12 protein-coding genes are annotated in these 13,088 nt (G+C 71.2%); 8 read left to right on the top strand and 4 right to left on the bottom strand.

Annotated elements, in window-relative coordinates:
- Nucleotides 1–8 precede the first annotated feature (8 nt).
- The 6 genes from ACE3SG_RS07370 to pgmB are packed head-to-tail and all read left to right on the top strand — an operon-like array spanning nt 9 to nt 7,398.
- Nucleotides 9–1,283: an ABC transporter substrate-binding protein gene (locus ACE3SG_RS07370; RefSeq protein ID WP_374563683.1), complete on the top strand. Its 1,275-nt coding sequence runs from the start codon at nt 9–11 to the stop codon at nt 1,281–1,283.
- Nucleotides 1,274–2,233, top strand: a complete 960-nt coding sequence (locus ACE3SG_RS07365; protein WP_374563681.1) for a carbohydrate ABC transporter permease — start codon at nt 1,274–1,276, stop codon at nt 2,231–2,233. Before ACE3SG_RS07370 ends, ACE3SG_RS07365 begins: the two co-directional genes overlap by 10 nt.
- Nucleotides 2,230–3,069 carry a carbohydrate ABC transporter permease gene (locus tag ACE3SG_RS07360; RefSeq protein ID WP_374563679.1) on the top strand — a complete coding sequence of 280 codons (840 nt, stop codon included), beginning with the start codon at nt 2,230–2,232 and terminating at the stop codon, nt 3,067–3,069. Before ACE3SG_RS07365 ends, ACE3SG_RS07360 begins: the two co-directional genes overlap by 4 nt.
- Nucleotides 3,070–3,079: 10 nt before the next feature.
- Complete coding sequence (locus tag ACE3SG_RS07355) at nt 3,080–4,237, top strand: ABC transporter ATP-binding protein (RefSeq protein WP_374563677.1); 1,158 nt, start codon at nt 3,080–3,082, stop codon at nt 4,235–4,237.
- A 30-nt stretch (nt 4,238–4,267) separates the two neighbouring features.
- Entirely contained in the window at nt 4,268–6,733 is a 2,466-nt protein-coding gene (locus tag ACE3SG_RS07350; protein ID WP_374563675.1) for a glycoside hydrolase family 65 protein, read from the top strand.
- Complete coding sequence (gene pgmB, locus ACE3SG_RS07345; protein WP_374563673.1) at nt 6,679–7,398, top strand: beta-phosphoglucomutase; 720 nt, start codon at nt 6,679–6,681, stop codon at nt 7,396–7,398. Before ACE3SG_RS07350 ends, pgmB begins: the two co-directional genes overlap by 55 nt.
- Here pgmB and ACE3SG_RS07340 read toward each other — a convergent pair.
- From ACE3SG_RS07340 to ACE3SG_RS07325, 4 genes are all read right to left on the bottom strand, one after another.
- Nucleotides 7,358–7,909: a hypothetical protein gene (locus ACE3SG_RS07340; protein WP_374563671.1), complete on the bottom strand. Its 552-nt coding sequence runs from the start codon at nt 7,907–7,909 to the stop codon at nt 7,358–7,360. The two genes, pgmB and ACE3SG_RS07340, sit on opposite strands and share 41 nt — an antisense overlap.
- A gap of 76 nt (nt 7,910–7,985) precedes the next feature.
- Nucleotides 7,986–8,771 (bottom strand): DUF899 domain-containing protein, encoded by a 786-nt coding sequence (locus ACE3SG_RS07335; RefSeq protein WP_374563669.1) that lies wholly within the window; start codon nt 8,769–8,771, stop codon nt 7,986–7,988.
- Nucleotides 8,772–8,955: 184 nt separating this feature from the next.
- Nucleotides 8,956–9,642 carry a hypothetical protein gene (locus ACE3SG_RS07330; RefSeq protein WP_374563667.1) on the bottom strand — a complete coding sequence of 229 codons (687 nt, stop codon included), beginning with the start codon at nt 9,640–9,642 and terminating at the stop codon, nt 8,956–8,958.
- A 47-nt stretch (nt 9,643–9,689) separates the two neighbouring features.
- The gene (locus tag ACE3SG_RS07325; protein WP_374563665.1) at nt 9,690–10,910 is read right to left on the bottom strand and encodes a helix-turn-helix domain-containing protein; all 1,221 of its coding nucleotides are present in this window, start codon (nt 10,908–10,910) and stop codon (nt 9,690–9,692) included.
- Between the two features lie 107 nt (nt 10,911–11,017).
- On the opposite strand from ACE3SG_RS07325, the gene ACE3SG_RS07320 reads away from it, so the two are divergent.
- Nucleotides 11,018–12,079 (top strand): serine hydrolase domain-containing protein, encoded by a 1,062-nt coding sequence (locus ACE3SG_RS07320; RefSeq protein WP_374563663.1) that lies wholly within the window; start codon nt 11,018–11,020, stop codon nt 12,077–12,079.
- Nucleotides 12,080–12,131: 52 nt separating this feature from the next.
- The gene (locus ACE3SG_RS07315; protein WP_374563661.1) at nt 12,132–13,052 is read left to right on the top strand and encodes an alpha/beta hydrolase; all 921 of its coding nucleotides are present in this window, start codon (nt 12,132–12,134) and stop codon (nt 13,050–13,052) included.
- The last annotated feature ends 36 nt before the right edge of the window (nt 13,053–13,088 follow it).

The raw sequence follows: 13,088 nt of genomic DNA, 5'->3' as shown, positions 1-13,088 counted from the left end.
CCTCACCCATGCGTACAACGGGCCGTTGGCTTCGAACCGGCATCGCCCTCGCGCTGGCCACCACCGGTGCGGCGGGCCAGGCCGCCTCGATCAAGATCTCGTGCGGCTCGGTCGGCCAGGAGCTGGAGCTGTGCAAACGCTCGGCCGAGGCCTGGGCGAAGCAGACAGGGAACCAGGTGCAGGTCGTCGCGACGCCGAACGACGCGAGCGAACGGCTGGCGCTGTACCAGCAGGTGCTGGGCGCCGGCTCCGACAAGATCGACGTGTTCCAGATCGACGTGGTGTGGCCCGGCCTGCTGGCCAACCACTTGCAAGATCTGAAGCCCGCCAGCGGCGGTGCCGAGGGCCAGCACTTTCCGGCCTTCGTGGCCAACAACACCGTCGGCGGCCGGCTCGTCGCGATGCCGTGGTTCGTCAACGCCGGGCTGCTGTTCTATCGCAAGGACCTGCTCGACAAGCACAAGCTCGCCGTGCCGACCACCTGGACCGAGCTGACCACCAGCGCGCGCCGCATTCAAGACGCCGAGCGCGCCGCCGGCAACGACCGGATGTGGGGCTTCGTCTGGCAGGGCCGCGCCTACGAAGGGCTGACCTGCAACGCGCTCGAATGGTCGGTCAGCCATGGCGGCGGCAGCATCGTCGAAAGCGACGGCCGCATCAGCGCACGCAACCCGAAGCTGGCCGACGCGCTGAAGACGGCCGCCGGCTGGGTCGGCAGCATCTCGCCGACCGCCGTGCTGAACTACGCCGAAGAAGAATCGCGCGGCGTGTTCCAGGCCGGCAACGCCGTCTTCATGCGCAACTGGCCCTATGCGTGGTCGCTGGCGCAGGCCGACGGCAGCACGATCAAGGGCAAGATCGGCGTGGCGCCACTGCCCGCCGGCCCGGGTGGCAAGCCCGCGGCCACGCTGGGCGGCGAATCGCTCGCGGTGTCGAAGTACTCGCGCAACGCCGCGCTCGCGACCGAGCTGGTGCTGTACATGACCAGCGCCGCGGTGCAAAAGGAGCGCGCGCTGGCCGGCTCGTTCAACCCGACGCGACCGGCGCTGTACCAGGACGCCGAGGTGCTGAAGGCCAACCCGTTCATGGGCGACCTGGTCGGCGCGTTCACCAGTGCCGTGGCGCGGCCGACCGCCGCCACAGGCTCGCAGTACAACAAGGTCAGCAACGAGTTCTGGAACGCCACGCACGATGTGCTGGCCGGCCGCGCGCAGCCCGACGAAGCGCTGGCCAAGCTCGAAAGCAACCTGAAGCGCGCCAGCCGCGGTGGGCGATGGAACTGAAGCTGCGCTCGCAGGCCAGCGTCGACGCGGATGCCGCAGCGCCGCCGGGGCGGCGGCCACGCGGCCTGGTGCGCCAGCGCCGCCGCTGGGCGCTGTGGATGCTGGCGCCGCTGCTGGTCACGCTGGCCGGCGTGGCCGGCTGGCCGCTGGTGCGCACGATCTGGCTCAGCGTCACCGATGCGCGCCTGTCCGAACCGACACGCCGCTTCGTCGGGCTTGAAAACTACATCGGCGAATACGGTCTGTGGGCCGACCCGGACTGGTGGAGCGCGGTCGGCAACACGCTGGTCTTCGCCGTCACCTCGGTCACGCTCGAAACGCTGCTCGGCCTGGGCGTCGCACTGCTGATCAACCAGCCCTCGCGCATCCGCCTGCTGCTGCGCACCGCGATGCTGGTGCCGTGGGCGGTGCCGACGGTCGTCTCGGCCAAGATGTGGAGCTGGATGCTGCACGACCAGTTCGGCGTGGTGAACCACTACCTGCTGGCCGCCGGGCTGATCAGCACGCCGCTGGCCTTCACCGCCGACCCGGCGCTGTCGCTGGCGACGGTCGTCGCGGTCGACGTGTGGAAGACCACGCCGTTCATGGCGCTGCTGATCCTGGCTGCGCTGCAGATGGTGCCCGGCGATTGCCTCGAAGCCGCGCGGGTCGACGGCGTGCCGCGCCTGGCGACCTTTCGCCGCATCACGCTGCCGCTGATCCTGCCCGGCGTGGGGGTCGCCGTCGTCTTTCGTCTGCTGGATGCGCTGCGCGTGTTCGACGTGATCTACGTGATGACCTCGAACAGCCGCGACACGCGCAGCATGTCGGTCTTCGTGCGCGAGCAGTTGATCGACTTCCAGCAGGTCGGCTACGGCTCGGCCGCGGCGACCACGCTGTTCTTCATCATCGCGCTGCTGACGATCGGCGCGATGGGGTTGATGCGCCGCCACGAAAGGCGGACCACATGAGCCATGCCATCAAACGCGGCCTCGGCCGGGTGGGCTACGCGCTGGCCTCGGCCTTGCTGCTGTTCGTCACGCTGGCACCGCTGGCCGTCGCGATCTCCAGCTCGTTCAAGCAGCGCGAGGGCTTGTTCTCGCCCCAGCTGTGGCCGGACCAGCCGACGCTGGACAACTACCTGACGCTGTTCCGCGACCAACCGTTCGCGCACAACCTGCTGAACTCGGCGCTGGTCGCGCTCGGCGTGGTCGGCCTGTCGATGCTGCTCGGGCTGATGGCGGCCTGGGCGCTGGCGCGGGTCGACTTTCGCGGCCGCGGGCTGCTGCTGTTGACGATCCTGGCGGCGTCGATGTTCCCGCAGGTCGCCGTGTTGTCGGGCATGTTCGAGCTGGTGCGGGTGCTGGGCCTGTACGACTCGCTGGGCGCACTGCTGCTGGCCGACCTGATGCTGACCTTGCCGTTCACCGTGTGGGTGCTGGTCACCTTCACGCGCCAGCTGCCGCGCGAGCTGGAAGAGGCCGCGGCGATGGACGGTGTCGGCCCGCTGACGCTGGTGTTTCGCATCTTCGCGCCGCTGCTGGCGCCGGCAATGGTGGCGACCGGGCTGCTGGCCTTCATCGCCGCGTGGAACGAGTTCTTGTTCGCACTGACCTTCACCTTGTCGACCGAAGAGCGCACGGTGCCGGTGGCGATCGCGCTGATCAGTGCGCCGAGCAAGTTCGAGCTGCCCTGGGGCGCGCTGATGGCCGCATCGGTGATCGTCACGCTGCCGTTGTTGTTGCTGGTGCTGGTGTTCCAGCGCCGCATCGTCTCTGGGCTGACCCAGGGTTCCGTCAAAGGCTAAGGAGTACCGCATGAGCCGCATCGAATTGCGAGATGTACAAAAACGCTTCGGCGACCAGCATGTGCTACGCGACATCGACCTGGTGATCGAGCCGGGTGAGTTCTGCGTCTTCGTCGGGCCCTCGGGCTGCGGCAAGTCGACGCTGCTGCGCTTGCTGGCCGGGCTGGACGAGCCGAGCGAGGGCGCGATCTCGATCGCCGGCCGGCGCGTCGAACACATGCCGCCGGCCGAGCGTGATGTGGCGATGGTGTTCCAGAGCTACGCGCTGTACCCGCACATGACGGCGTACGAGAACATGGCCTTCGGCTTGCGCTACCGCAAGCTGCCCGAAGCCGAGATCCACCGCCGCGTGCGCGAGGCCGCGCGCATGCTGGACATGGAGTCGCTGCTGCAGCGCAAGCCACGCGACCTGTCCGGCGGTCAGCGCCAGCGGGTGGCGATCGGCCGCGCGATCGTGCGCCAGGCCAGCGTGCTGCTGTTCGACGAGCCGCTGTCAAACCTGGACGCCGCGCTGCGCGTGCGCACCCGTGTCGAGCTGGCCCGGCTGCACCGTGCGCTGGGCTCGGCCAGCATGGTCTATGTGACGCACGACCAGGTCGAGGCGATGACGCTGGCCGACAAGATCGTGCTGCTGCGGCCCGCCGCCGAGCGCGGCGAGTTGCCGAGCATCGCCCAGGTCGGCCACCCGCTGGAGCTGTACCACCACCCGGCCAATGCATTCGTCGCCGGCTTCATCGGCTCGCCGGGCATGAACTTCCTGCCCGCCACGGTGCAGGCGCTGGCCGACAGCGGCGTGACCTTGCGCACCGGCGCGCAGCCGTGCGAGGCGCGCGTGGCCGCCGCCGGGCTGGCCGCGGGCGAGGCGGTCACGATCGGCATCCGCCCCGAGCATGTGCGGCTCGGCGAAGGCCCGGGCAGCGGCCGCGTTTCGCATGTCGAGCAGCTGGGCGAGCACGCCTACGTCTACCTCGCCGGCCACGAGGGGCCGCTGGCCAGCGGCGTGGTGGCCAAAGACGGCGCGATCGTGCCCGAGCCGGCGCTGCTGGTGAAGACCACGCGCGACGACCTGCGCGTGGGCGACCGCCTGGCCTACACGCTGCCACCCGAGGCGCTGCACCTGTTTCGCCAGGACGGCCGCGCGCAACCGCGGCTTGCCACCGCGCACTGACCCGCTCGACTTTCCCAACGAAGTACCCCGATGAATGCCGCCGAACCCGCCCTTGCGCCGCTGTGTGCCCCCGAGCCCTGGGGCCTGACCGAAACCTTGTTCGACCCGCAGCGGGTGGCGCTGGCCGAGACGCTGTTCGCGCTCGGCAACGGCCGCATCGGCCTGCGCGGCGCGCATGACGAACCGCTGCCGCCAGGCCGCAGCACATCGCAGGACGGCAACTTCCTCAACGGGCTGTACGAGCGCGAGCCGATCCACTACCCGGAGGACGCGTTCGGCCTGGCGCGGCACAACGAGTTCCAGCTCAAGCTGCCGAACGGCAAGGCGATCGAGCTGACGCTGGGCGACGAGTGCGTTGACCTGACGCAGGGCCAGCTCGTGGCCTACGAACGCCGGCTCGACTTTCGCCGTGGCGTGCTCACGCGCCACGTGCAGTGGCGCTCGCCGCGTGGACGCGTGGTCGCGATCACCAGCGAGCGCATCGTCAGCTTCACGCGGCCCGACGTCTACGCGGTGCGCTACCAGGTGACCGCGCTCGATGCCGGCGGCCCGGTGCGGCTGCTGTCGACGCTGGACGCGTGCACGCCCAATGTCGGCGCGGCCAATGACCCGCGCGTCGGCGCCGCGCGCCCGTCTCCGCTGCTGTGGCAGGCCAGCCGCCAGGCCGGCAGCACGATGCTGCTGATGCAGCGCACCGAGCACAGCGGGCTGGCGCTGGTCAGCGCACTGGAGCATGTGGTCGACAGCCCCGAAGGCTTCGAGGCGCGGCCCGACTTGCCGCGCGCCGGCGAGCGCTTGTCGCACCAGGTGGCCGGCGAGCTGCGGCTGGGCCAGAGCGTGACGCTGACCAAGTTCGGCTGCTACCTTCACGGCCCGCAAGCCGAGCAAGAGGCCCTGGCCGAGCTGGCGCTGGCGCAGCTGGCCAACGCGCGCCGCGCCGGCTTCGACACGCTGTGCGACGAGCAGGCGGCGTGGCTGGCCGACTACTGGCAGCACGCCGATGTCGAGGTCGGTGGTGACGAGCGGGTGCAGCAGTCGCTGCGCTTCGGCTTGTTCCACCTGCTGCAATCGGCCGGCCGTGACGGCGCGACCAACATCGCGGCCAAGGGCTTGACCGGTGAAGGCTACGAAGGCCACAGCTTCTGGGACACCGAGGTCTACGTGCTGCCGGTGATGCTGTGGACGGCACCGGCGATCGCCCGCGCACTGCTCGAGTACCGCTGGCGCGCGCTGCCGGCGGCACGCCAGCGGGCGCGCGAGATGGCGCATGCCAAGGGCGCGCTGTTCCCGTGGCGCACGATCACCGGCGGCGCCGAAAGCTCGGCCTACTTTCCGGCCGGCACCGCGCAGGCCCACATCAACGCCGACATCGCGCATGCGGTCAAGCAATACGCCCAGGCCACCGGCGACACGGTGTTCATGACCACGATGGGCGCCGAGCTGGTGCTGGACACCGCGCGCATCTGGCTCGACCTCGGCCACCACGACCCGCGCCGCGGCGGCGCCTTCTGCATCCACGAGGTGACCGGGCCCGACGAATACACCGCGATGGTGGACAACAACTTCTACACCAACGCGATGGCGCAGCAGCACCTGGCCTACGCCGCCGAGCTGGCCGGCTGGCTGGCGGCCGAGCAGCCGGCGGCGCATGCGCGCATCGCCGCGGCGATCGGCCTGGGCGCCGAAGAGCCGGCCCGCTGGCGCGCCGCGGCGGCGCAGATGTACCTGCCGGTCGACCCAGTGACCGGCGTGCACCCGCAGGACGACGGTTTCCTGCACAAGCCGCACTGGCCGTTTTCGAACGACAACGGGGTCAGCGGAAATAACCGGCCACTTCTGCTGCACTACCACCCGCTGGTGATCTACCGCCACCAGGTCTGCAAACAGGCCGACGTGGTGCTGGCGCTGCTGCTGCGCGGCGAGCAGTTCACCTACGAGCAGAAGTGCCGCGACTTCGACTACTACGAGCCGCTGACCACGCACGACTCGTCGCTGTCGGCCTGCGTCTACGGCATCGTCGCGGCCGAGATCGGCCGCATCGACACCGCGTTCGACTACTTCATGCGCGGCGCCCGCACCGACCTGGACAACACCCACGGCAACACCCAGCACGGCGTGCACACCGCGGCGCTGGCCGGTGCCTGGCTCGGCCTGGCGCAGGGCTTCGGTGGCCTGCGCCTGTTCGACGGGCGGCTGCACTTCGCACCCTGCCTGCCGGCCGCGTGGACGCACTTCCGCTTTCGCCTGCACTGGCAAGGCGCGCGGCTCGAGGTCTCGGTGCACCGCGATGCCGCCGAGTACCGCCTGACCGACGGCGCCGAAATCACGCTGTGGCACCACGGCCTGGGCGTGACCTTGTCGCCCGACGCACCGAGCGTGCGGCTGCCGCTGGCCGCGGCCGGCGTGATCGACACCTTGACCCCACCACTGACCAACACCCCATGCCCCGCCCCGACCCCTGCCGCGCCGTCATCTTCGATCTCGACGGCGTCCTGACCGACACCGCGCACCTGCACTTCCTGGCCTGGCGCGCACTGGCCGAATCGCTCGGGCTGCCGTTCGACGAGGCGTTCAACGAGCGCCTGAAGGGCGTCGACCGGATGGGATCGCTGGCGCTGATCCTGGCGCAGGACCCGTCACGCTCGTGGCGCGAAGCCGAGAAGCTGACGCTGGCGGCGCGCAAGAACGCGCACTACCAGCGCCTGCTCGGCGGCCTCGGCCCCGGCGACCTGCTGCCGGGCGCTGCCGACGCCCTGGCGGCCTGCCGCGCTGCCGGGCTGCGCATCGCGCTGGCCTCGGTCAGCCACAACGCACCGACGGTACTGCAGCGCCTGGGCATCACCGACCGCTTCGACCACGTCGTCGACGCCCGCACCCTGCACCGCAGCAAGCCCGACCCCGAGATCTTCCTGCGCGCCGCCGCCGCGCTGGGCGTGCCGCCGGCCGAGTGCATCGGCGTCGAGGACGCGCAGGCCGGCATCGATGCGATCAAGGCGGCGGGGATGTATGCGATCGGCGTTGGGGCCGAAGGCGCGCTGCGGGGGGCGGATGCGTGGATGGCGGATCTGCGTGGGTTCGAGTCGGGCCTGGGCGCACACACGTTGCCGGCCCCAACAGCGCTCAGCGCAGCGCTGGTGGCGCGGACAGTGGCCTCGGCCTGAGGCCCACCAGCCGACAAGCCCCGAGGCCCCACAGGCGGTGCGCCACGTTGGCCGCCGCGCCGCTCGCCGCGAGCATCGCGACGGTGTGAACACCGACCGCGGCGAATGCCATCGTCAGCGAGCCGGTGGCCGAAGCCGCCCGGGCCAAGGGGCCTGGCGCGCACAGCGGGATCAGCGCCGGCACCAGCATCAGGCCGGCGCCGTGGCCAGTGGCGACGATGAACGACCACAGGGCCAGGCCGGCGTGGCCCGCCGGCACGCACACACGCTTCGAGCGCCGTGCCCGCCAGTGCAAACCCGCGACGACGGCCAGCAGCCCAGCCGCTGCGGCCTGCAGCCATGTGCGGTCGAGCGAGCGGCCGAAAACGACGGCGACCGCCACCACGCCCATCGATGCCAGATGACCAGCGGCGATCGGAACCAGCGCTCGCCACGTCGACACCCGGTGGCCGGCTGGCGCGCCGCGCCCGGCGACAAACAGCCAGCCGGTGAGGGGGTTCAGGCCGTGCAAGGCGCCGGCCCCCGCCAGCACCAGCCAGGGCCAGACGTCGTCCATCATGCGGCCTCGCGCCCGAGCCGACTGCGGATCAACCGCGTGCGCAGCACGACGCCGTCGACGCCTTCTCGACCGCCGTCCGCTCGTAGCGGTCGTGGTGGCGCAGCCATTCCATCGTGTAGCCCAGGTCGTCCTCGTCACGGCCCTTCGGTGCGATGTCGAGGAAGTCGTAGGTGCCCATCATCAGCTCGACGCCGCGACCGTAGGTTGAGTAGGTGTGGAACACCTGGCCATCGTCACCGCGGTAGAACGCACTGAGGCCGGGCGCCTCTTCGAGCGGGAAGGGCTGGCGGGTGTAGTTGTAGTCGACCGCACCGCTCGCCCGCTCTTCGGCCGTGAAGCTGACGCCGAAGTCGTGGTTGAAGTCGGTGCCGAACGACGAGACCCACTTGAACTGCCAGCCCATGCGCCGGCGAAAGCGCTCGATGTCGGCCAGCGGTGCGCGCGAGACCACCAGCAAGGTGACATCGCGCTGGGCCAGGTGCGGCTGGGTGCCGTCGATGTGGTCGGCCATGAACGAGCAGCTCTTGCAGCCGGCCTCCCAGCCCGGCGCGAACATGAAGTGCTGCACCACCAGTTGCGAGCGGCCGTCGAACAGCTCGGCCAGCGTGCGGCGGCCTTCGGGCGCATCGAAGACATAGCTCTTCTCGATCGGCACCCAGGGCAGCGCGCGGCGCTCGCGTGCAATCTGGTCGCGCAGTCGCGTCAGCTCTTTCTCGCGTGCCAGCAAGGCCGTGCGCTGTTCGACCCATTGGGTCCGTGAGGCCGTCGGGTGATTCGGGGTGCGGGGGTGGATGGTCGTCGTGGTGGTGGGCATGGTGTGTTCCTTGGGCTCGTCGAGCGTGGTCGACTGGTGGAGGGAAATGGGCGCACCGATCCCGCGCCCGCCTCACGGGGTGCGCCACGGTCGGTGCGTGGGTCGTCGGTCGGGAAACCGACAGGGGTGCCGGGCGCGAGGGCCCGGGCAAACGCTGCGGGCTACGAACGCCGCAGCGTCGCGTTCACGCAGTCGCCTTCTTCTTCGGCCGCCGCACTGCGCGCACCTTGCCGCTCGATCCGCCGCCGCAGTAGAAGAGGCCGGCGCCGTCGGACTCGAGCCCGCTGACGCCCGTGCCTGGCGGCATCTCGATCCGTTCGAGCACGGCGCCGCTGCCCGGGTCGATGCGGCGCAGCTCGCTCTCGTCGCCCTCCCAGGTGCCGTGCCACAGGTCTCCGTCGACCCAGGTCACGCCGGTGACGAAGCGGTTGGTTTCGATCGTGCGCAGCACGGCGCCGGTGGCGGGGTCGATCTGCAGGATCTGGCGGTCGCGGTACTGGCCGACCCACAGGCTGCCCTCGGCCCAGGCCAGGCCCGAGTCGCGGCCGTGACCCGGCGCGGCGATCGTCGCGACCACCTGGCCGGTGGCGGGGTCGATCTTGTCGATGCGCGCTTCGGTGATCTGGTACAGGTGGGTGCCGTCGAAGGCGGTGCCGGCGTCGCCCGCGCAGTCGAGCGTGCGGGCCAGTTGCCCGCTGTCGGGGTCGATCGCGATCAGCTGCGCACCGGCGGCCGCCCAGACCTGGTGGCCGTCGTGGGTCACGCCATTGATCTTGTCGATACCGGTGTACGGGCCGTACTCGCGCACGATCTCGGCGGCGCGGACAGCGGGGGTGCCGTTGTCGCTGGAGGGGGTCAGGTTGGGGGTCATGTCGCGTTCCTCGTGGTGCACCGGTGGCCGGTGCGATGGACCGCAATCTACCCAGGTGGCAGCGCAGCGGGGAGTAACAAGATCGTCGTGAATCCGCCCAGCGGCGGCGCCAGCCAGCGCATCGCGCGGGCCTGGCCGATCGAGCGCACCCGGCCATCGGCTGCCAGCTCGGCGAGCGCGCGCTGCACGGTGCGCTGGTTGACGCCGAGCGCGAGCGCCAGCGCCGAGGTGGACCAGGCCGCGCCGTCGGCCAGCAGCGCCTGCAGCGCGGCCTGCTCACCATCGATCGGCGGCAGAAGCACGGCGACCGACCGTTCGCCCAACGGCGTCAGCGCGAAGCCACGCGACGTGGCCGCGACCCGCGCGAACGGCGCCACGAGCGAGCGCAGGCGCCCGATCTCGACACGCAGCCGCGCTCGGTGCGTCTCGTTTGGATGGCGGGTGCGAAAGGCGCGCGCGATCAGCGAGTGGCGTTCGGCATCGCCGGGCCACGCCTCGGCCAGAGCACGCGCCAGCACGAACAGCACCGGCCGGCGCGCCAGCGGCAACCAGGCCTCGCCCAGGCGCAGGCCGCGGCGGCAGGCGTCGAGCACCAACGCGCCCGAGGCCTGCAGCGCCTCGACCTCGTCCAGCCGCAGCGGCCATTCGTGGCCGGCGTGGACGCGGCGAGCAGCAGGTCGATCGAATGCGGCTCGCGCTTCGCCCACCTCGGCCGCGAGGGCCGGGATGCGCGCACGTTCGGCCGCTTCCGCCGCACGCGCCAGGGCCGCCCGCGCCGGCACGGTGCGCAACGAACGCAGCGCCACCTCGGCCACCGCCAGCTCGGCCATGGCCTGCAGCGACGGCGGCGCGCCGCGGGTGTCGATGCCGGCCATGGTGGCGGCCGCCTCGTCGACCCGGCCGAGCAAGATCAGCCGGCGCACGGCGATCAACCGAGCTTGCAGCGCGTTCGCCCGATCCCCATGCGCGTCGAGCGTGGCCGCCGCGCTGGTCAACGTGCGCGGCAAGCCGCCAACGTCCCGCAACGCGAGCGCCACCTCGGCCTCGGCCACAAGGCAACGCGCACGCGCCAGCGATTCATGGGCACCGAAGGCCTTGGCCGCGCTGCGCAAGAGTTCGCGGGCGCGCGCGTGCTCACCCAGCTGCGCCATCGCGATGCCGCGCAGCGCGAGCGCCGGCGGGTCGTCGCGCAGCGCCACGCGCTTGAGCGCGCCGAGCGTGTCGCCAACGACCAGGGCCCGCGCGGCGGCGGCGATCAGGGAATCCATCGCGACAGCGTACCGCGAGGGCATGCGCCAGCACGCATAGGCCGGGCGCCGGGCCGCCTTCGGTATGCTGCGTGCCCCGCCTTTCCCGGCCCCCACGCCCCCCCGGCATGACCCCTGAAGTTTCTCGACGGCTGGACCGTTTCGACGCGGCCATCCAGCCCCTGCGCGCCCAGCACGCGCCCGACGGGCCGGGCTTCTGCGCGGCACTGGTGGCCGACGGGCAGGCGCTGCGCAGCGTGCACCACGGCATGGCGAACCTGGAGTGGCAGCAGCCGCTGGCCGGTGACACGCGCTGCTACCTCGCCTCGGAGTCCAAGCCCTGGGTGGCCGCGCTGGTGCTCGACGCGGTGGCCGAGGGCCGGCTGGCGCTGGACAAGGACCTGCGGCCCCAATTGCCGGCGCTGGCGTCTTACGCGCAGCCCGTCTGCGCTGGCCACCTGCTGCGCCACACCAGCGGGATCGCCGATTACCTGTTCCTATGGGGCGCGCAACTCGGCCACCACGCCAACGACGTGGTCACGCAGACTCAAGCGCTGGACCTGATCCGGCGGGCCGACGATGTCTCGTTCACGCCGGGCGCGCGCCACGACTACAGCAACAGCAACTACGTGCTGTTGGCCGAGTGGCTGCAGCAAGACGCCGACTGCCGCCTCGATGCGTTGGCGCACCGGCGGTTCTTCGAGCCCTGGGGCCTGCGCGACACCAGCTTTGAGGACCAGCCATGGCGGGTGCTGCCTCGCCGCGCGCGCAGCTACGGCCGGGCGACACCCGAGGCCCATGAGTGGCACGAGCTGCCGGTGGCGCTGGCCACCTGGGGCGACGGCGGGTTGTGGTCGACGCTCGACGACCTGGTGCGGGCCGAGGGGCGGTGGCTCGACGACTGGCGCCACCACGGTGATCACAGCCTGCTGGCCCGCTGCTGCGCCGAAGACCAACGTTTCGGCCCCGCCGCCGAACCGTATCGCTTCGGGCTGGAGCTGCTGCCCCATGCCGGCCGCCGGTTCATGTTCCACGGCGGCGCGTATGCCGGCTTCACCTCGCTGGTGTTGCGCTGCCCGGCGGACGGCCTGTCGCTGCTGCTGCTGAGCAATGCGCAGGGCTTCGATGCGTCCGCCACCACCTGGTTGGACAGGCTGTGGGGGCCTGACGCCGAGCCGACTCCATCATGACGCGCGGCGCTTCGCGCGGCCTTGCACCTTCTTGCCTCCACCTTTCTTGCCCATGACCCGTACCCTTTGCCGGGTGGCGCTCGCCTTGCTCGCGCTGCTGCCCATCACCACCACTGCCGGCGAGCCCGCCGCCGCGGCCTACGCGCTGCCCGACACCGCCGTCCACCTGCTGCATGCCAGCCGCCTGCAGCGCGACTACGAGCTGTATGTCGCGCTGCCGAAGTCGTATGCGACCACGCCGGGCCGCAGCTACCCGGTCGTCTTCGTCACCGACGCGCCGTATGCGTTTCCGCTCACGCGGGCGATCGCCGCGCGCGTCGGCGGGCACAGCGACGACCTGCCGGAGTTCATCCTGGTCGGGCTGGGCTACGCCAAGGGCGACACGCCCGAGTTCAGCCGGCGGCGCGACTACACGCCGACGCCGAACGGTGGGGCGAAGGTCGTGTCCGACATGCCCGGCCGTGCGCCGGTGTTCGGCGAGGCGGCGGGCTTTCGGCGCTTCATCGCCGACGAGGTGTTCGCCTTCATCGCCGCGCACTACCGGGCCGACCTGTCGCGCAAGGTCTTTGCAGGCCATTCGTATGGCGCGCTGCTCGGTGCCGACGTGCTGACGCACGAGCCCGGCCTGTTCCAGGGTTATGTGCTGGGCAGCCCGTCGCTGTGGTTCGACCACCATGCACTGTTCGCACGCCAGAAGGATTGGGCGCTCGACACCAAGGCGCCGCTGCGGGCCGATGTCTACCTCGGGGTCGGTGAATACGAGGGCCGGGCGCCCAAGGGGGCGAAAGACCCGAGCCGCTATGCGCACGAGGTCGACATGGTGGCCGACATGCGCGCGTTCGCCTCGGCGCTGCAGGCGCGGCCAACGCCCGGGTTGCGCCTGCGAGCCGACGTGATCGCGGGCGAAGACCACCTGACGGTCGCGCCGATCCTGATCACGCGCGGCCTGAAGTGGGCCTTGGGGCCGCGGTAGCGGCCAGCGTCGGCCGAGGCGCCGGCGAACGCCCGC

This window comes from Ideonella sp. (genome assembly GCF_041914305.1).
Taxonomy (GTDB): domain Bacteria; phylum Pseudomonadota; class Gammaproteobacteria; order Burkholderiales; family Burkholderiaceae_C; genus Ideonella.
Note: the sequence above shows the minus strand (reverse complement) of the source record. Positions and strands in the feature narration are given on the sequence as shown.